The organism is Streptomyces sp. HP-A2021, from assembly GCF_022807935.1.
Taxonomy (GTDB): Bacteria; Actinomycetota; Actinomycetes; order Streptomycetales; family Streptomycetaceae; genus Streptomyces; species Streptomyces afghaniensis.
Map to the genome: position 1 here is coordinate 5,835,258 of NZ_CP094344.1, position 19,328 is coordinate 5,854,585.

Annotated in this window: 16 protein-coding genes and 1 tRNA gene; 11 read left to right on the plus strand and 6 right to left on the minus strand. The window is 70.0% G+C overall.

The genetic code is table 11. From position 1 onward, the window contains the following. Window positions 1-146 precede the first annotated feature (146 nt). The 6 genes from eno to MQE23_RS26535 all read left to right on the plus strand — a co-directional run bounded on the left by eno (window position 147) and on the right by MQE23_RS26535 (window position 6,896). Entirely contained in the window at window positions 147-1,427 is a 1,281-nt protein-coding gene (eno, locus tag MQE23_RS26510; RefSeq protein ID WP_128092713.1) for a phosphopyruvate hydratase, read from the plus strand. A gap of 104 nt (window positions 1,428-1,531) precedes the next feature. Next, complete coding sequence (locus MQE23_RS26515; protein WP_020277284.1) at window positions 1,532-2,008, plus strand: septum formation initiator family protein; 477 nt, start codon at window positions 1,532-1,534, stop codon at window positions 2,006-2,008. 52 nt (window positions 2,009-2,060) lie between these two features. Next, window positions 2,061-2,591: a DUF501 domain-containing protein gene (locus MQE23_RS26520; protein ID WP_020277285.1), complete on the plus strand. Its 531-nt coding sequence runs from the start codon at window positions 2,061-2,063 to the stop codon at window positions 2,589-2,591. Further along, window positions 2,588-3,529, plus strand: coding sequence for a Ppx/GppA phosphatase family protein (locus MQE23_RS26525; protein ID WP_020277286.1), 942 nt, complete (start codon window positions 2,588-2,590; stop codon window positions 3,527-3,529). The genes MQE23_RS26520 and MQE23_RS26525 overlap by 4 nt, the downstream gene beginning before the upstream one ends. 433 nt (window positions 3,530-3,962) lie before the next feature. Continuing rightward, window positions 3,963-5,375, plus strand: a complete 1,413-nt coding sequence (locus tag MQE23_RS26530) for an NAD(P)/FAD-dependent oxidoreductase (protein ID WP_082320092.1) — start codon at window positions 3,963-3,965, stop codon at window positions 5,373-5,375. Window positions 5,376-5,603: 228 nt separating this feature from the next. Beyond that, window positions 5,604-6,896, plus strand: coding sequence for a cyclopropane-fatty-acyl-phospholipid synthase family protein (locus MQE23_RS26535; protein WP_243380477.1), 1,293 nt, complete (start codon window positions 5,604-5,606; stop codon window positions 6,894-6,896). Between the two features lie 53 nt (window positions 6,897-6,949). Here the strand turns inward: MQE23_RS26535 and MQE23_RS26540 are convergent, their stop codons facing one another. Together MQE23_RS26540 and MQE23_RS26545 are read right to left on the minus strand one after the other, a co-directional pair. Beyond that, complete coding sequence (locus MQE23_RS26540; protein WP_243380478.1) at window positions 6,950-9,478, minus strand: FtsX-like permease family protein; 2,529 nt, start codon at window positions 9,476-9,478, stop codon at window positions 6,950-6,952. Between the two features lie 39 nt (window positions 9,479-9,517). Then, complete coding sequence (locus MQE23_RS26545) at window positions 9,518-10,318, minus strand: ABC transporter ATP-binding protein (RefSeq protein WP_020277291.1); 801 nt, start codon at window positions 10,316-10,318, stop codon at window positions 9,518-9,520. A 441-nt stretch (window positions 10,319-10,759) separates the two neighbouring features. On the opposite strand from MQE23_RS26545, the gene MQE23_RS26550 reads away from it, so the two are divergent. From MQE23_RS26550 to MQE23_RS26560, 3 genes are all read left to right on the plus strand, one after another. Then, a tRNA-Leu gene (locus tag MQE23_RS26550) sits at window positions 10,760-10,843 on the plus strand. Window positions 10,844-10,977: 134 nt separating this feature from the next. Then, window positions 10,978-12,153, plus strand: a complete 1,176-nt coding sequence (locus tag MQE23_RS26555; RefSeq protein ID WP_020277293.1) for a 4-hydroxybenzoate 3-monooxygenase — start codon at window positions 10,978-10,980, stop codon at window positions 12,151-12,153. Window positions 12,154-12,379: 226 nt separating this feature from the next. Continuing rightward, window positions 12,380-13,291 carry a Bax inhibitor-1/YccA family protein gene (locus MQE23_RS26560; protein ID WP_020277294.1) on the plus strand — a complete coding sequence of 304 codons (912 nt, stop codon included), beginning with the start codon at window positions 12,380-12,382 and terminating at the stop codon, window positions 13,289-13,291. Window positions 13,292-13,354: 63 nt separating this feature from the next. On the opposite strand, the gene MQE23_RS26565 is transcribed toward MQE23_RS26560, so the two are convergent. After that, entirely contained in the window at window positions 13,355-13,585 is a 231-nt protein-coding gene (locus MQE23_RS26565) for a DUF4287 domain-containing protein (RefSeq protein ID WP_010034472.1), read from the minus strand. Window positions 13,586-13,686: 101 nt separating this feature from the next. Between MQE23_RS26565 and MQE23_RS26570 the strand changes: the two genes are divergently transcribed. Then, entirely contained in the window at window positions 13,687-13,992 is a 306-nt protein-coding gene (locus MQE23_RS26570; RefSeq protein ID WP_082320093.1) for a hypothetical protein, read from the plus strand. Window positions 13,993-14,061: 69 nt separating this feature from the next. Here MQE23_RS26570 and MQE23_RS26575 read toward each other — a convergent pair whose 3' ends face one another. The 3 genes from MQE23_RS26575 to MQE23_RS26585 form a co-directional block, all read right to left on the minus strand. Next, window positions 14,062-14,844: a hypothetical protein gene (locus MQE23_RS26575; RefSeq protein WP_037673978.1), complete on the minus strand. Its 783-nt coding sequence runs from the start codon at window positions 14,842-14,844 to the stop codon at window positions 14,062-14,064. Between the two features lie 273 nt (window positions 14,845-15,117). Beyond that, window positions 15,118-16,335 (minus strand): acetyl-CoA C-acetyltransferase, encoded by a 1,218-nt coding sequence (locus MQE23_RS26580; RefSeq protein ID WP_037673979.1) that lies wholly within the window; start codon window positions 16,333-16,335, stop codon window positions 15,118-15,120. A gap of 141 nt (window positions 16,336-16,476) precedes the next feature. After that, complete coding sequence (locus tag MQE23_RS26585; protein ID WP_243380479.1) at window positions 16,477-17,499, minus strand: SGNH/GDSL hydrolase family protein; 1,023 nt, start codon at window positions 17,497-17,499, stop codon at window positions 16,477-16,479. 156 nt (window positions 17,500-17,655) lie between these two features. Here MQE23_RS26585 and MQE23_RS26590 point away from each other — a divergent pair, with 156 nt between their 5' ends. After that, a complete protein-coding gene (locus MQE23_RS26590) occupies window positions 17,656-19,044 on the plus strand; it encodes a cystathionine beta-synthase (protein WP_020277298.1) in 1,389 nt (462 codons plus the stop codon). Window positions 19,045-19,328: the final 284 nt, after the last annotated feature.

A 19,328-nucleotide genomic window follows, 5' to 3' on the forward strand; every position in this document is an offset into this window, starting at 1 on the left:
TTTACTCTCGGTTCTGTCCATGGGGTGGGCGACCCGGTGGCCGATCGCCCGGAGCCGGTTAGGCTCATGTCGCGAGCCACCGCGGCCCGCGCCTCGCCGGGTCCACGCGGCCCGCGTACCCGCGTCACATGAAGAAGGAGATGCTCGTGCCGTCCATCGACGTCGTCGTAGCCCGGGAAATCCTGGACTCCCGAGGCAACCCCACGGTCGAGGTCGAGGTCGGCCTCGACGACGGCAGCACCGGTCGTGCCGCCGTCCCGTCCGGCGCCTCCACGGGCGCCTTCGAGGCCATCGAGCTGCGCGACGGCGACTCGAACCGCTACCTCGGCAAGGGTGTGGAGAAGGCCGTCCTCGCGGTCATCGAGCAGATCGGCCCGGAGCTCGTCGGCTACGACGCCACCGAGCAGCGCCTGATCGACCAGGCCATGTTCGACCTGGACGCCACCGACAACAAGGGCTCCCTCGGCGCCAACGCCATCCTCGGCGTCTCCCTCGCCGTCGCCCACGCCGCCTCCGAGGCCAGCGACCTGCCGCTGTTCCGCTACCTGGGCGGCCCGAACGCGCACCTGCTGCCGGTGCCGATGATGAACATCCTGAACGGCGGCTCGCACGCCGACTCCAACGTGGACATCCAGGAGTTCATGATCGCCCCCATCGGCGCGGAGTCCTTCTCCGAGGCCCTGCGCTGGGGCGCCGAGGTCTACCACACGCTGAAGAAGGTCCTGAAGTCGAAGGGCCTGGCCACCGGCCTCGGCGACGAGGGCGGCTTCGCCCCGAACCTCGGCTCCAACCGCGAGGCCCTCGACCTCATCCTGGAGGCGATCAACGAGGCCGGCTACACCCCCGGCGAGCAGATCGCCCTCGCGCTCGACGTCGCCGCGTCCGAGTTCTACAAGGACGGCGTCTACACCTTCGAGGGCAAGGAGCGCTCGGCGGCCGAGATGACCGAGTACTACGCGGAGCTCGTCGACGCGTACCCGCTCGTCTCCATCGAGGACCCGCTGTTCGAGGACGACTGGGAGGGCTGGAAGACCATCACCGCCAAGCTCGGTGACAAGGTCCAGCTCGTCGGCGACGACCTGTTCGTCACCAACCCCGAGCGCCTGGCCCGCGGCATCGAGGAGGGCGCGGCCAACGCGCTGCTGGTGAAGGTGAACCAGATCGGCTCGCTGACCGAGACCCTGGACGCCGTCGAGCTGGCCCAGCGCAACGGCTTCAAGTGCATGATGTCCCACCGCTCCGGCGAGACCGAGGACGTCACCATCGCCGACCTGGCCGTCGCCACCAACTGCGGCCAGATCAAGACCGGCGCCCCGGCCCGCTCCGAGCGCGTCGCCAAGTACAACCAGCTGCTGCGCATCGAGGAGATCCTCGACGACGCCGCGGTGTACGCCGGCCGCAGCGCGTTCCCGCGCTTCAAGGGCTGACCCGACCCGTAAGTAGCAGCGTCGTACGTACGTCCCCGTACTCGGTCCCGTACCGTGTCCGGGGACGTACGCGCGTATGACGGTGGAGCGGGAGGCGGACAGACATGGCCGTGAAGGACCGGGACCGGTTCTCCACCGCGACCAGGATCCGGTTGCTCGGTGAGCAGACCGCGGCCCGGGTCTACCGCTCCCAGACCAAGCGCCAGGCGCGCCGCTCCCGGCTGACCGGCCGGGCCGCGCTGCTCGCCCTGGTGATGTGCTCGCTGATCGTGGCCCTGGCCTACCCGATGCGGGAGTACGTCTCGCAGCGCGCCGAGATCGACGATCTCCAGCGCGAACAGCAGCAGGCCCGGCAGCGCGTCGAACGGCTGCGCGACCAGAAGGCGCGCTGGCAGGACGACGCGTACGCGGAGCAGCAGATCCGGCAGCGGTTGCACTACGTCATGCCGGGGGAGACGGGGTTCATCGTCGTCGATCCGCACGCGGCGAAGCAGTCGCACGCCGACCTCGGGGCGGCCGACCGCCCCTGGTACTCGAACGTCTGGGACGGGGTCGACAAGGCCGACGCCTCCGACCAGTGAACCCGGACCCCAGCCAGTGACCTGAACCCAGAAAGACAGCCTGAACACAGTCATGGAAACGCCCCCGCCGACCACCCCGCGCACCGAGCCCACCGACGCGGACGTCGAGGCATTCAAGCAGCAGCTCGGCCGGCCCCCGCGCGGCCTGCGCGCGATCGCGCACCGGTGCCCGTGCGGGCAGCCCGACGTCGTCGAGACGGCCCCGCGGCTGCCGGACGGGACGCCGTTCCCCACGCTGTACTACCTGACGTGCCCGAAGGCGAACTCGGCGATCGGCACGCTGGAGGCGAACGGCGTGATGAAGGAGATGACCGAGCGGCTGGCCTCGGACCCGGAGCTGGCGGCGGCGTACCGGGCGGCGCACGAGGACTACATCCGGCGTCGTGACGAGATCGAGGAGCTGAAGAACTTCCCGAGCGCGGGCGGCATGCCGGACCGGGTGAAGTGCCTGCACGTGCTCGTGGCGCACTCGCTGGCCGCGGGGCCGGGCGTGAACCCGCTGGGCGACGAGGCCCTGGCCATGCTGCCCGAGTGGTGGCGCAAGGGCGCGTGTGTGACGACCGTCGAGGAGGACGCCCAGTGACCCGTGTCGCCGCCGTGGACTGCGGTACGAACTCCATCCGGCTCCTGGTCGCCGACGCCGACCCGGTGACCGGCGAGCTGGTCGACCTGGACCGCCGGATGACGATCGTGCGGCTGGGGCAGGGCGTCGACCGCACCGGCCGGCTGGCCCCCGAGGCGCTGCAGCGGACCTTCGCGGCCTGCCGCGAGTACGCCGGGACCATCAAGGAGCACGGGGCGGAGCGGCTGCGGTTCGTGGCGACGTCGGCCTCCCGGGACGCCGAGAACCGGGACGAGTTCGTGCGCGGCGTGCTGGACATCCTGGGCGTCGAGCCCGAGGTGATCTCCGGGGACCAGGAGGCCGAGTTCTCCTTCACCGGCGCCACCAAGGAGCTCGCCGGGCGCGACCACCTGCCCAAGCCCTACCTCGTCGTGGACATCGGCGGCGGCTCGACCGAGTTCGTCGTCGGCGACGACCACGTCCGTGCGGCCCGCTCGGTGGACATCGGCTGTGTCCGCATGACCGAGCGGCACCTGGTCCGGGACGGGGTGGTGAGCGACCCGCCGTCCGCGGAGCAGATCGCGGCGATGCGGGCGGACATCGAGGCCGCCCTCGACCTCGCCGAGGAGACGGTCCCGCTGCGCGAGGCCCGCACGCTGGTCGGCCTTGCGGGGTCCGTGACGACCGTGTCGGCGATCGCCCAGGAGCTGCCCGAGTACGACTCGGCCGCCATCCACCACTCCCGTGTCTCCCACGACCGGGTCCGCGAGATCACCGAGTGGCTGCTGCGCTCCACGCACGCCGAGCGCGCGGCCGTGCCCTCCATGCATCCGGGCCGGGTCGACGTGATCGGGGCGGGGGCCCTCGTCCTGCTGTCGATCATGGAGCGGATCGGCGCTCAGGAGGTCGTCGTCAGCGAGCACGACATCCTCGACGGCATCGCGTGGTCCGTCGCCTAGGACGGGCTCCAGGCCGCTTCTGAGCAGGCAAGGATCACGTTTGAGCGTCTCCGGGGGGCTCGCGCGAGCCCCCCGGGAGCAGCCCTCCGGAAAAGTTCGTGAAGTTCTTCACAAGGAATTCGGCACTCCAGGGCGACGAGAAGGGTCGCGTTGACCCTTCTGGGGGCCCAAGAGGCCTTTGAACGTGTTCAGAAGCATGGTATGGGCATCCCTGGGCAGGTGCCCGCAGGAGGGTCCGGCGGAGGGCTCACAGGGGGGTCGGCGGGCCAGAGAGGCAGCTCACGCGGCATTGACAACGACCCGCACTGCACAATCGATCCGGGTTGTCACCATGACATGGATCACGAGAGCCGCGGAGGATAACACACACCCTGCCGAAGCTTGTGAAGGGGCGCACGAGCCACCCCCCTGAGACGGGTGGATACTCGATGGCATGAGCACCACGGAGCGTCCCAGGATCCTCGTAGTAGGCGGTGGGTACGTAGGCCTGTACGCAGCTCGACGCATTCTGAAGAAGATGCGTTACGGAGAGGCGACCGTCACGGTCGTCGACCCCCGGTCGTACATGACCTACCAGCCCTTCCTCCCCGAAGCCGCCGCCGGCAACATCTCCCCGCGCCACGTCGTCGTCCCGCTGCGACGCGTGCTGCCGAAGGCGGAGGTCCTCACCGGCCGGGTCACCACCATCGACCAGGACCGCAAGGTCGCCTCGATCGCCCCGCTGGTCGGCGAGGCGTACGAGCTGCCCTTCGACTATCTGGTCGTCGCGCTCGGCGCGGTCTCCCGCACCTTCCCGATCCCCGGCCTCGCCGAGCAGGGCATCGGCATGAAGGGCATCGAGGAGGCCATCGGCCTGCGCAACCACGTCCTCGAGCAGCTCGACAAGGCCGACTCCACCACCGACGAGGAGATCCGCCGCAAGGCGCTCACCTTCGTCTTCGTGGGCGGCGGGTTCGCCGGTGCGGAGACCATCGGCGAGGTCGAGGACCTGGCCCGGGACGCGGCGAAGTACTACAAGAACGTGTCCCGTGAGGACATGCGCTTCATCCTGGTCGACGCCGCCGACAAGATCCTCCCCGAGGTCGGCCCCAAGCTCGGCAAGTACGGCAAGGAGCACCTCGAGGGCCGCGGTGTCGAGGTCTACCTGTCCACCTCCATGGACTCCTGCGTCGACGGCCACGTGGTGCTGAAGAACGGCCTCGAGGTCGACTCCAACACGATCGTCTGGACCGCCGGCGTCAAGCCCAACCCGGTCCTCTCCCGCTACGGCCTGCCCCTCGGGCCCCGCGGTCACGTCGACTGCGAGACCACGCTCCAGGTCAAGGGCACCGACTACATCTGGGCCGCGGGCGACAACGCCCAGGTCCCGGACCTCGTCGGCCGCAAGGCGGGCAACGAGAACGCCTGGTGCCCGCCGAACGCGCAGCACGCGCTGCGGCAGGCCCGAGTCCTCGGCGACAACGTCCTGTCCGGCATGCGGGGCTTCCCGCAGAAGGACTACTCCCACGCCAACAAGGGCGCGGTGGCCGGTCTCGGCCTCCACAAGGGCGTGGCGATGATCGTCATGGGCAAGATGAAGATCAAGCTCAAGGGCCGTCTCGCCTGGTACATGCACCGTGGCTACCACGGCATGGCGATGCCGACCTGGAACCGCAAGATCCGCGTCTTCGCCGACTGGACGCTCGGCATGTTCCTCAAGCGCGAGGTCGTCTCGCTCGGCGCGATCGAGACGCCGCGCGAGGAGTTCTACGAGGCCGCCAAGCCGGCCCCGGTCGCCGCCGCGCCGAAGGAGAAGACCGAGGCCAAGGCCAAGGAGAAGACCGAGGAGAAGGCCAAGGCCTCCTGACCTCCGGTCGGTCACCTGCCTGACGACGGAATCCACTGCAGGACTCCGCCGTAGGACTCCCCGAAGGACCTCCCGCCATCCGTGGTGCGGGAGGTCCTTCGGCGTTCCCGTTCCTTCGGCTTGGTGGTTTTGCCCAGACATGACGCGTGCCGGGGACTGCGCAAAGGCCCCGCAGGTGTTTACGTGGTATCGGACATTCCGGGATTCCCCGTCACGGAGGTGTACACCATGGCAGACGCCGCGCCGCGGCTGCAGGGCCTCTTCGCACAGTTGCTGGGAGCACCGCTTCCCGTGCGCATCCGCGCCTGGGACGGTTCGCAGGCGGGTCCGCCGGGCGCGCCGACCCTGGTGGTACGCAACCGCCGCGCTCTGCGCCGCCTGCTGTGGAAGCCGGGCGAACTCGGCCTCGCCCGGGCCTGGGTGGCGGGCGACCTCGACATCGACGGCGACCTCTACACCACCCTCGACCTGCTGGCCGGTCACATCTGGGAGCGCGACGAGGACGCCCGCACCCTCGCCCAGGCCCTGCGCGACCCCGAGGTCCGCGCCGCCGTACGCGGGCTCGTCAAGCTCGGCGGGACCCCGCTGCCGCCCGCCCCGCCCCGCGAGGAGGCCCGCCGGCCCCGCCGCAACCTGCACACCAAGCGCACCGACAGACGCGCCATCAGCCACCACTACGACGTCGGCAACGACTTCTACGAGATCGTCCTCGGCCCGTCCATGGTGTACTCCTGCGCCTACTGGCCCAGCCCTGACAGCACCCTCGAACAGGCCCAGTACGACAAGCTGGAACTGGTCTGCCGCAAGCTCAACCTGAGCCCCGGTCAGCGGCTCCTCGACGTCGGCTGCGGGTGGGGCTCGATGGCCATCCACGCCGCCCGGGAGCACGGCGTGAGCGTCGTCGGCGTCACGCTCTCCCAGGAGCAGGCGGCATACGCCCGCAAGCGCGTCGCCGACGAGGGACTCACCGACAAGGTCGAGATCCGCGTCCAGGACTACCGCGACGTCCGGGACGGGCCCTACGACGCGATCTCCTCCATCGGCATGGCCGAACACGTCGGCGCCGAGCGGTACCTGGACTACGCCCGCGACCTGCACGAGCTGCTCAAGCCCGGCGGGCGGCTCCTCAACCACCAGATCGCCCGCCGCCCGCGGCGGGACGAGACGACGTACAGCGTCGACGCGTTCATCGACTCCTACGTCTTCCCCGACGGCGAACTCCAGCCCGTCGGCAGCACCGTCGTCATGCTGGAGCGCGCCGGGTTCGAGGTCCGCGACGTCGAGTCGATCCGCGAGCACTACGCCCTCACCCTGCGGCAGTGGGTCGCCCGCCTGGAGGCCGACTGGCCGCGTGCCGTCCAGCTCACCAGCCCCGGCCGGGCTCGCGTCTGGCGCCTGTACATGGCCGCCTCCGCGCTCGCCTTCGAACGCAACCGCATCGGCGTCAACCAGGTCCTGGCCGTACGGACCCCCGAATCGGGGGAGTCGGGCATGCCGCTGCGCGCCCGTACCTGGAACTGAACGCAGAAGGGCCCCTTTCCCACCGTGGGAAAGGGGCCCTCGCATGTCCGGCGCTACTCCGCCTTGATCGCCTCCAGCATGTTCAGCCGGGCCGCCCGCCGGGCCGGCCACAGTGCGGCGAGGACGCCCACCGTCGCGGCCAGCAGCAGGAAGACGCCGATCCGTGCCCACGGCAGGATCAGTTCGTAGGTCGCCAGCTTCGTGGCCAGCAGCTCACCGGCCGCCCAGCCGAAGAACACGCCCAGGCCGATGCCCAGCACCGCGCCGAACAGGGAGATCACCAGGGACTCCAGGCGGACCATCCGCTTGATGCCCTTGCGGTCGAGGCCGATCGCCCGGAGCATGCCGATCTCCTGGGAGCGCTCGAAGACCGACATGGCCAGGGTGTTGATGACACCGAGGACCGCCACGATCACCGCCATGGCGAGCAGGCCGTAGACCATGTTCAGCATCAGCGTGAACATCTGCGCGATCTCGTTGGAGATGTCCTGCTTGTCCTGGACCTTGATGGCCGGGTTGGTGCCGAGGGCCTTCTCCAGCTTGTCCTGGGTCGCGCCGGACGTGCCGTCGGCGGTCTTCACCATGACCTTCATGTTGTACGGGTCCGACTCGTGCGGGGCGAGGATCTTCTCGTCGAGCAGGATGCCGCTCAGGAAGTCGTTGCTCTCGTAGGTCCCGGCGACCGTCAGCTTCTGCTTCTTGCCGTCCTCGAAGGAGGCGGTGAAGGCGCTACCGGCCTTCCAGCCGTGGGACTTGGCGGTCTCGCTGTCCACGACGATGTCGCTGCCACCGACCTTGAAGGAACCGGTGTCGACCTTCGGGCCGGCCAGCTCGCCGATCGCGGCGCCGTTGACGCCGGTCAGGTACTCGGTCTGGCCGTCGATCCGGGAGGCGGCGTTGAGCATCGGACTGGTGGCGGTGACGCCGTCGGTCCGCTCCAGCTTCTTCTCGACGTCCGGCGACAGCGCGTTGCCGTTCGCCATGGACACCACGTAGTCCGCCTTGATCGACGACGACGCCATCTTCTCGATGGCCTGCTGCAGGCTGCCCGCCATCACCGTCATGCCGGTGATCAGGGTCAGGCCGATCATCAGCGCGGAGGCGGTGGCGGCCGTGCGGCGCGGGTTGCGCACCGAGTTCTGCCGGGCCAGCTTGCCGGAGACACCGAAGGCGCGCAGCACCGGTGCGGCGGCGGCGATCAGCGGGCGGGACAGCAGCGGCGTCAGGATGAACACGCCGATGATCAGCAGCACCGCGCCGAGGCCCATGGGCAGCTGCCCGTCCGAACCGTCCATGGTCGTGGCCACGAGGACCACCGCCACGCCCGCGGCCGAGACCAGGGCGCCCAGCGTGTTGCGCAGCACCAGCGACTTCGTCGTGGCCTTGGCGTGCACGCTGTTCATGGCCGCCACCGGCGGGATCTTCGCGGCCCGGCGGCCCGGCAGCCACGCCGCGAGCATGGTCACCAGGATGCCGACCGCGAGCGCGGCGACGATCGTGGCGGGCTTGACGACCAGCGGCCCGTCGGGCACGGACCCGCCGAACGTCCCCATCAGGGAGCGCAGTCCGGCTCCGATGCCGATGCCCGCGACCAGCCCGGTCACGGCGGCGACCGCGCCGACCACGAACGCCTCGATGAGCACCGACCGCGTCACCTGCCGGCGGGAGGCGCCGACCGCCCGCATCAGCGCCAGCTCCTTGGTGCGCTGGGCGACCAGCATGGTGAAGGTGTTGGCGATGATGAACGTGCCGACGAACAGAGCGATGCCGGCGAAGACCAGCAGGGCCGTCTGCATGCCGCTCATCGACCGGGCGATCGCATCCGCCTGGTCGTCGGCGAGCTGCTTGCCGGTGGTGGTCGAGACGGTGCCCTCGGGCAGCGCCTTGTCCAGCTCCGCCTTCAGCGCGGCCTGTGTGACGCCCGGCTTCGCCTTGACGTCGATCTGGTCGTACACGCCCGCCTTGCCGAACAGCTTCTGGGCGGTCGCCGTGTCGAACAGGGTGAGGCTGCCGCCGGCCGCGACGTTGCCGTCGTCGGTGGTGAAGATGCCGGTGATCTCCGGGGTGAGGACCGGCCCGTCGACCGACATCCGCACGGTGTCGCCGACCTTGTAACCGGCGCGCTTCGCCGTCTCGGAGTCGATGAGGATCTGGCCCGGGCCCTTGGGGGCGTGCCCGCTGACCAGGGGGTAGCGCGGGTCCTTGGCGCTCCAGTAGTTGCCGCCCTGCGACTGGAAGCCCTCGCCGATGAGCTTGCCGTTCTTGTCGGCGACGGCGGTGAAGCCCTGCACGACCCCGATGGCGGACGCGGCCCCGGGGACCCGCTCGCTCTTGTCGAGTGTGGCCTGGGTCAGGTCGTGGGGCTTGCCGACCCGGTCGCCCTCGGCCTCCTGGTAGTCCGCCGTCATGGCGACGTCGACCTGGTCGAAGCCCTTGGCGGAACTCTTCTGGAAGGCGTCGGAGATGGTGTTGGTGAAGACCAGGGTCCCCGACACGAAGGCCACGCCGAGCATCACGGCGAGGACGGTCATCAGGAGCCGGGCCTTGTGCGCGAGCACGTTGCGCAAGGCGGTACGGAACATGGGTTTCTTCTTCTCAGTCCTGTCGGTCCTGACGGGGGATCAGCTGGTGCGGCCCTTGGCGTCGAAGGCGGGGGTCTGGGGGTTTCCCCCAGGAAGGACACGCATGCGGTCCAGGACCGACTCGGCCGTCGGCCCGTACATCTCGTCGACGATCCGGCCGTCCGCGAGGAAGATCACCCGGTCCGCGTAGGCCGCGGCCACCGGGTCGTGAGTCACCATCACCACCGTCTGGCCCAGTTCGCGCACGGAGTTGCGCAGGAAGCCCAGCACCTCGGCGCCCGAGCGCGAGTCGAGGTTTCCGGTGGGCTCGTCCCCGAAGATGATCTCGGGCCGGGAGGCCAGCGCCCGCGCCACGGCGACGCGTTGCTGCTGACCGCCCGACAGCTGGGAGGGCCGGTGGCCGAGCCGGTCGGCCAGACCGACCATCCGGATGACGGAGTCCAGCCACTGCCGGTCCGGCTTGCGGCCCGCGATGTCCATCGGGAGGGTGATGTTCTCCAGTGCCGTCAGGGTCGGCAGCAGGTTGAACGCCTGGAAGATGAAGCCGATCTTGTCCCGGCGCAGCTTGGTGAGCTGCTTGTCCTTCAGGGAGCCGAGTTCGGTGTCGCCGATGCGCACCGACCCGGAGGAGAAGGTGTCGAGACCGGCCACACAGTGCATCAGGGTCGACTTGCCGGAGCCGGAGGGGCCCATGATCGCGGTGAACTCGGCCTGCCGGAAGTCGACGGAGACCCGGTCCAGGGCGACCACCTTGGTCTCACCCTGTCCGTAGACCTTCGACAGATCCGTGGCGCGCGCGGCCATGGTGGTGGCCCGGTCGGTGAGCGGTGCGGTGGTCACGGGATGGCACTCCTGTCGGACGGCGGTGTTCTTGGAAGGACTCGTTCCATCGTCCGGGTCCCACGCCGCCGTGTAGTCACCCGTTGTTCTGGTTCCGGGGGCCGTCTGCGGTCTGACCGCGAGGGGCGGTGTCATACCTGGGGATGACGAACACCCCTGAGAGGGCCGCGTGTCGGGGGACCGCGCGGCCCAGGTGCAGGGGAACGGAGGGGTCCAGGTGTCAAGAACAGGTGGAGTGCCCTCGTTCGGGCGGTGAAATTCCGTCATTCCGCATGCGCCGCCGACGGTCGCACGCAAGGCTATTGGCAAGTGCGGATGGCGCGTTCCGTGTGCTGATGCACCCTCAGACGTCAATAAAATAAGACAACATCGGTCCGCCCTTCCGCTGTTCGGGGTACCCGTCCCGATAGTCTCGGAACCTCGATGCGGAGCCCATGGCCTGCCCGGATGGTGGAATGCAGACACGGCGAGCTTAAACCTCGCTGCCCCTTCGCGGGCGTGCCGGTTCGAGTCCGGCTCCGGGCACCTTCCGATCCCTGTGTGGTCCATTGAGAAGTTCGCGGCGTGCCCGTTGACAGCGGTCGCATGCCGTCAGAGACTCACATCCAGCAACGGTGAAGGAAATTTCACCTGACGAACGGATGGGAAGGGGTCGCCCGATGCGCACCACCGTCGGCATCATCGGAGCCGGCCCCGCCGGCCTCCTCCTGGCCCGGCTGCTCCACAACGCCGGCATCGACTCGGTCGTCCTGGAGAGCCGCGACCGCGCCTACGTCGAACGGCGGCAGCGCGCCGGGATCCTGGAGCAGGGCACCGCGGACGTGCTGCGCGCGGCCGGAGCCGGGCAGCGCATGGACCGCGAGGGTCTGCGCCACGACGGCATCGAACTGCGCTTCGACCGCAGACGCCACCGCGTCGACTTCCCCGCCCTCACCGGCGGACGCTCCGTGATGGTCTACGCCCAGACCGAGGTCTGCAAGGACCTCATCGCCCTCCAGCTCGCCGAGGGCGGCCCGCTGCTGTTCGAGGCGGAGGCGCTGGCCGTGGAGGACGCCGGCACCGACGCCCCGCGCGTCCGCTTCCGGCACGAGGGCCGCGAGGACGTCCTGGAGTGCGAGTACGTCGTCGGCTGCGACGGCTTCTGGGGCGTGGCCCGCAAGGCGATCCCGGCCGGACTCACCCAGGTCTTCGAACGGACGTACCCCTTCGGCTGGCTCGGCATCCTCGCCGACGTGCCGCCCTCGCACGACGAGCTCGTCTACGCCCGTCACGACCGCGGCTTCGCCCTGCTCTCCATGCGCTCGCCGTCGGTCTCCCGCCTCTACCTCCAGGTGCCCGACGGCACCGACGCCGAGGCGTGGAGCGAGAAGGAGATCTGGGACGAGCTGGAGCGCCGCTTCGAGACCGCCGACGACTGGCGCCTGGAGCGCGGCCCGATCACCCAGAAGTCGGTCACGCCCATGCGCTCCTACGTCCACGAGCCCATGCGCCACGGCCGCCTCTTCCTCGCCGGCGACGCGGCGCACATCGTGCCGCCCACCGGCGCGAAGGGGCTGAATCTCGCCGTCGGCGACGTCGTGACGTTCGCCCGGGCCCTGGCCCACCGGAAGGAGACCGGCTCACCGGAGCTGCTCGACGCCTACTCGGAGACCTGCCTGCGCCGGATCTGGCAGGCCGAGCGGTTCTCCTACGACATGACGACCCTCCTGCACCGCGCACCCGGCGCGACCGGCTTCGAGGACCGGCTCCAGCTCGCCCGGCTGGACCGGATCGCCTCCTCCCGCGCTGCCGAGACCGACCTGGCCGAGGGGTACACGGGCTTCCCGTTCGGGTGATGCCCCGGGTGACGTAAGGACGGCGTCAGCGGGTGATCTCCGTCCGGTTCCGGACGTGTCGCAGCTTGGTGATGAATGACCCCCTCCGATGAGGGGAATCACGAAGCCGCGTAGCGTGTTGCGCAGCACGACGAGGGAAAGATCCTCCCCAAGCACTAGGGTCATTCCTTTGCCTACCTATTACTCTTGAGCCAAGGCCACGAAGTGCTGGCCATGGAGGAGTGAAATGAGGAGCAGAAACCCGGTCTTCTCGCGACGGGGGTTCAGCCGCGACAACGGCTACGCGGGCTTCAACACCGCGCCGCAGGCCGGGGGTCCCGCTGTCGCCACCCAGGGCAACCCGTACGCGCAGCAGCCGACGGGCAACCCCTACGCGCAGAACCCGTACGCGCAGAACCCTTACGCCCAGCAGGACCTGCAGTACGGCGCGCCGCCGCAGGCCCCGGCCACCACCGGCCGGATGACCATCGACGACGTCGTCCTGCGCACGGCGAGCACGCTCGGTGTGCTCATCCTCACCGCGGCGCTCTCCTGGGCCCTGCTGCCGGTCGACGACGCCAACATCAGCCGTAGCTACGGCATCGGTATCGGCGCCGCGCTGATCGGCATGGTCCTGGCGTTCGTCCAGTCCTTCAAGCGCAAGGCCTCGCCCGCGCTGATCCTGACGTACGCCGCGTTCGAGGGTGTCTTCCTCGGCGTCGTGTCCAACATCGTCGACAGCCGCATCGCCGACGGCGCGGCCATGCAGGCCGTGATCGGCACGATGGCGGTCTTCGCCGGTGTGCTGATCGCCTACAAGGCCGGCTGGATCCGCGTCAACCGCCGCTTCTACGGCTTCGTGATGGCGGCCGCGCTCGGCTTCATCCTGCTGATGATGGTGAACCTGCTGTTCGCGGTGTTCGGCGGCGGTGACGGCCTCGGCTTCCGCAGCGGTGCCCTCGGTGTGATCTTCGGCATCGTCGGCATCATCCTCGGAGCCTGCTTCCTCGCCCTGGACTTCAAGCAGGTCGAGGACGGCGTCGCCTACGGCGCCCCGCGCGAGGAGGCGTGGCTCGCGGCCTTCGGCCTCACGCTGACGCTGGTGTGGATCTACCTGGAGTTCCTGAGGCTCATCTCGATCCTCAACAGCAACGACTAGTCGCCGACGCGTCGTGCGCGAAGGGCCCCGGCTGCGGCCGGGGCCCTTCGTCGTGGTGCGCGCCTAGAGCAGTTTGCGCGCGGCCCTCCTCAGGTCGTACTCATGGACGATCGCCTTGGCGTGGCCGTAGGCCAGGTTGTGTTCGTGCCGGAGCCAGCTGACCTTTTCCTCGAAGCGGAAGAGTGCCGGGCCTTCTTCGACGGTGCGAAGCCAGTCGGAGATCTCACGACCGGTGCAGTGGGGGATGCGGGCGAGCATGTTGCGATGGGTCTCTTCGGAGAAGACTTGGGACATCGGCGCCTCCGGACGCTGGGATGTAAGCCGGTCCTTCAGGTCACCGTGCCTGAGTGTTCGCCCGTTGGCAACAGTCCCGGTGCGACGCGTACGCTCGCGGCGTGGTTGATACGACGCCTCTGACCCGTGCGGTGGAGCACTTCGCCGATCGTTTGAGGGCTGCGCCCCAGAGCCGGTTGCAGCGGGGCGCTGCCACTGAGGCTCTCGGGCTGGCCCGGGAGTTGGCCCGGAGGGCGCAGGTGCTCGAGGGGCTGGAGCCTCGGGAGATGCCGGATGCGGGGATGTTTGCAGCGGCAGATCAGATCACCGTTGCCGGGCATGATCTGGCGGTGGTGATTCCCGCTGACGCCGACGTCGATGAAGCAGTGCGCTTGGTTGAGGAGGCGCAGAAGCGGGCGGGGGTTTAGCGCCGCGCGCGAGTGCGGGTCGTCTGTGGCTGATCGCGCAGTTCCCCGCGCCCCTGAAGGGGCGCTTCACTACAGGGACGCGATGACCCGGTCCGCCAGGATGTAGACGTTCTCCTCGCCGCACTCGAACGTCAGGGTGTAGGCGCCGGAGACGCCTGAGCCGCCGAGGAGGGTCGGGGTCTCGCCCGCGCGCAGGGCGGCGGCGAGGCGTTCCGCGGTTTCCCGGTGGCCCGGGGTCATGCACAGGGTCGTGCCGTCGGCGAAGACGTAGACGTCGAGGGTGCCCAGCGGGCCCGGGCGGACGTCCGTCAGTTCCACACGCGAGGCGGCCAGCTCCTCCAGCGTGGCGACCGTGCGCTCGTGGTCGTTCGCCACCGGCGACTGCGTCGGCACGAAGTCCGGGTGGGAGGGGTGGCGGCGGCGGGCCGCGGCCAGCTCCGGGGATTCGGCGGCCGGTTCCTCGGTGTCCGCGCCGGGCTCGGACACCGGCTCCAGGCCCGCGAAATCGGTCTGGCGGGGCAGGAACAGGTCGGTGTCGGGCAGACCCAGCAGGGGCGGTGCGTCGGAGGCGTCACGGGCCTCCTGGGCGGCCCAGAACGCCCGCGCCTCGGCGAGCTCCCGCTCGCGTTCCTCCGCGAGCGCCGCCGCCACGGCGGCCCGTATCTCGTCGGTGTCGGCGGACCTGCGGGCGGCGGGCAGGAGTGCACGGGTGGTGGCGGCGCGGTTCTCGGCCAGCGCGGTGTGCAGGGCCGCGACCTGTCGGCGCAGCTGCAGGACGGTGCGCAGGACGGCGACACCCACGGCGCCCGTGGCGGCCGTGGTGACCAGCAACGCGATCGGCATGGCGCTCACTGACGTACTCCCGGTTCAAAGTCGACCCCCGACTTCCTACATCAGCTTGAAGGGCGGACTAACCAGCTGTCAGTGCGTAACGTCACGAAACGGACAGGGCTTAGGTGCCGGGGGAGGGGGTGGGGCTGCTGTGACCTGGTCTTCTCTGCGTGTAGAGGGAGATAGGTCACATCCTGGGGGAGATTGGATCACAAAACAGCCCAGAACCCCGGGGTTTCCGGGGTTCTGGGCCAACACCTCACGGTCGGTGCTATGGCGGCTACGGTCGGACGCTCAGCTGAGGCGCTCGATGACCATGGCCATGCCCTGGCCGCCGCCGACGCACATCGTCTCCAGGCCGAACTGCTTGTCGTGGAACTGGAGGGAGTTGATGAGCGTGGTGGTGATGCGGGCGCCGGTCATGCCGAAGGGGTGGCCGACGGCGATGGCGCCGCCGTTGACGTTCAGCTTCTCCAGCGGGATGCCCAGGTCGCGGTAGGAGGGGATCACCTGGGCGGCGAACGCCTCGTTGATCTCGACCAGGTCGATGTCGTCGATGGTCAGCCCGGCCCGCTTCAGGGCCTGGTTGCTCGCCTCGACCGGGCCGAGGCCCATGATCTCGGGCGAGAGGCCGGAGACGCCGGTCGACACGATGCGGGCGAGCGGGGTGAGGCCCAGCTCGCGGGCCTTGGTGTCGGACATAATCACGAGCGCGGCGGCACCGTCGTTCAGCGGGCAGCAGTTGCCGGCCGTGACCAGGCCGTCGGGGCGGAAGACCGGCTTGAGGCCCTGGACGCCCTCCAGGGTGACGCCGGCGCGCGGGCCGTCGTCCTTGGCGACGACCGTGCCGTCGGGGAGGGTCACCGGGGTGATCTCGCGCTCCCAGAAGCCGTTCTTGATGGACTCTTCGGCGAGGTTCTGCGAGCGGACGCCGAACTCGTCCATGTCCTGGCGGGTGACGCCCTTGGCGCGGGCCAGGTTCTCGGCGGTCTGGCCCATCGCGATGTACGGGTCGGGCAGCAGGCCGTCCTCGCGCGGGTCGTGCCAGGTGGAGCCCTCGGACTGGGCGGTCTCGGCGGTGCGGGCCTCGGCCTCGGCGAAGACCGGGTTGTGCGTGCCGGGCATGTCCGAGCTGCCGTTGGCGTACCGGGAGACCATCTCGACGCCGGCCGAGATGAAGACGTCGCCCTCGCCCGCCTTGATGGCGTGCAGGGCCATGCGGGAGGTCTGCAGGGAGGAGGAGCAGTACCGGGTGATGGTGCAGCCCGGCAGGTGGTCCATCCCCATCTGCACGGCGACGATGCGGCCGAGGTTGTGGCCCTGCTCGCCTCCGGGCAGGCCGCAGCCGAGCATCAGGTCGTCGATGTCCTTCGGGTCCAGCTCGGGGACCTTCGCCAGGGCGGCCTGGACGATCGTGGCGGTCAGGTCGTCCGGGCGGAGGTCCTTCAGGGAGCCCTTGACGGCGCGGCCGATGGGGGAGCGGGCGGCTGAGACGATCACGGCTTCGGGCATCACGGCTCCATTGACGTACCGGGTGGTCTGGCTGGGCTGTCTGGGAAGTTACCCGTACGTATGGCCTCGGTCACGGGTGTGGCGGTGTGACCCTGACCGCAGTTTTCTAAGCGCTTGCTTTTCAGCCTCCCTGGGCTTCCGTCAGCTCGACGGCGTGGCAGGGGTCGGCTCCTGCTCGGGTACCCGCCGGCGCCGCCGGCGCTTCAACAGCGCCCACGGTCCCCTCGGGCCGCTCGGCATGGCGGCCGTGACCTCCGTACCAGCCTCCGACGCGGCCTCCGCCGCCGCCCGGGCCACCGGCAGGAAGCCCTCGCGGCGGGAGGCGTCCGGGCGCTCCTCCTCGGCCGGCCACAGGCCGAGGGAGGCGCAGACGGTCGGCAGGACCGCCATCGCCGCCGTCGCGTAGCCCTCGGCCGAGGGGTGGTAGCTGTCCGGGCCGAACAGCTCGCGCGGGTTCGCGGCGAACTCGGGACCCAGCAGGTCGCCCAGTGACACCGTGCGGCCGCCCTGTTCGACGACTCCGATCGTCTGGGCGGCCGCCAGCTGGCGGGAGGCCCGTCGGGCCAGCCAGCGCAAGGGTTGCTGGACCGGCTCGATCGTGCCCAGGTCGGGGCAGGTGCCGACCACGACCTCCGCGCCGGCCGTGCGCAGCCGCCGTACCGCCGCGGACAGGTGGCGGACCGAGCGGGTCGGGGGCATGCGGTGGGTGACGTCGTTCGCGCCGACCATGATCACGCAGATGTCCGGCACGTCGGGGTCGGCCAGCACCAGGGCCACCTGGCGGTCCAGGTCGTCCGAGCGGGCCCCGGGCGTCGCCACCGTGCGCAGCTCCACCGGCCGTTCCGCCAGGGCCGCGAGCCCCGAGGCCAGCAGCGCGCCCGGGGTCTGCCCGGCCCGGTGCACGCCCTGGCCGGCGGCCGTGGAGTCGCCCAGCATCGTCAGCCGCAGCGGTGCGTCGGTGGGGACGGTGTACGTACGGCCGTACAGCCCGTCCGCGTTCGGCACGTGCGGGGACGTGCCGTTGCCCACCCGGCGCCGCGCCAGCTGCACCTCCGCCAGCACCAGCCCCACGGCGGCCGCACCGGCCAGCCCGATCCCGCCACCGCCGTACGCCGCGCCCGCCGCGATCCGCCGGGCCACCCGAGCCCTCGACATACTCGTCATGCGTCGCGCCACCTCCTCGAACCCGTACACCCAGTGCTTGCCCCGTACAGACCGTCGCCCAATCTCAACAGCGAGTGAACGAACCTCACGGATGACGGGCAGGCCATAGGCTGGCGGCACCAATAACGACCACTTCTGCGGCAACCGGAGACAACGGTGCAGTTCCACGACTCGATGATCAGTCTCGTCGGCAACACCCCGCTGGTGAGGCTCAACAGCGTGACCAAGGGCATCAGGGCGACCGTCCTGGCCAAGGTGGAGTACTTCAACCCCGGCGGGTCCGTGAAGGACCGCATCGCCCTGCGCATGATCGAGGCGGCCGAGGAGAGCGGCGCGCTCCGGCCGGGCGGCACGATCGTCGAGCCGACCAGCGGGAACACCGGCGTCGGTCTGGCCATCGTGGCGCAGCAGAAGGGGTACAAGTGCATCTTCGTGTGCCCCGACAAGGTGAGCACCGACAAGATCAACGTGCTGCGCGCGTACGGCGCCGAGGTCGTCGTCTGCCCGACCGCCGTGGACCCCGAGCACCCGGACTCCTACTACAACGTCTCCGACCGGCTGGTCCGTGAGACGCCCGGCGCCTGGAAGCCCGACCAGTACTCCAACCCGAACAACCCCCTCTCCCACTACCACTCCACCGGCCCCGAGCTGTGGGAGCAGACGGAGGGGAAGATCACCCACTTCGTGACGGGCGTGGGCACCGGCGGGACCATCTCCGGCACCGGGCGCTACCTGAAGGAGGTCAGCGACGGCAAGGTGAAGGTGATCGGCGCCGACCCCGAGGGGTCCGTCTACTCCGGCGGTTCCGGGCGGCCGTACCTCGTCGAGGGCGTCGGTGAGGACTTCTGGCCCACCGCCTACGACCGCACCGTCGCGGACGAGATCGTCGCCGTGTCCGACAAGGACTCCTTCCAGATGACCCGCCGCCTGGCCAAGGAGGAGGGCCTGCTGGTGGGCGGCTCCTGCGGCATGGCGGTCGTCGCCGCGCTGGAGGTCGCCGAGCGGCTCGGCCCGGACGACGTCGTCGTGGTCCTGCTGCCGGACAGCGGCCGCGGCTACCTCAGCAAGATCTTCAACGACGAGTGGATGGCCGACTACGGCTTCCTGGAGGACACCGGCCCCAGCGCCCGGGTCGCCGACGTCCTGAACGACAAGGAGGGCGACCGCATGCCCTCCCTCGTCCACATGCACCCGGACGAGACGGTCGGCCAGGCCATCGACGTGCTGCGCGAGTACGGCGTCTCGCAGATGCCGGTCGTCAAGCCGGGCGCCGGCCACCCCGACGTGATGGCCGCCGAGGTCGTCGGCTCGGTCGTGGAACGCGAACTGCTGGACGCGCTGTTCAGCAAGAGCGCCTCGCTCGACGACCCGCTGGAGAAGCACATGTCCGGCCCGCTGCCCCAGGTCGGTTCCGGCGAGCCCGTCGCCGACCTGATGGCCGTCCTCGGCAAGGCGGACGCGGCGATCGTCCTCGTCGAGGGCAAGCCGACCGGAGTGGTCAGCCGGCAGGACCTGCTGTCCTTCCTTGCCCGGTCCGCGAAGTGACGGCGAACGCCTGGTGAACCACCCGTTGACCGGGTGCACTTGCCGTTCGTCCGCGATCTTCGTGGACTTCGCGGAAGTGGTACGAGCGCGTCACGTTCGCGCAGCACCCGCTTAACACGAGTCCTGCACATTGGTGGGTGTCGGCAGGGCGGGAGCGGCTCCCCGCCCCGGCCGGCGCCGTTGGCGTCAAGGACCTCCGGAGCGGCTCCCGGACCTCCACCGACGTCACAGACGCGGGGGCCCGGCCTGACCAGGCCCGCGTCTTACGCGGGGACCGCCGTCGT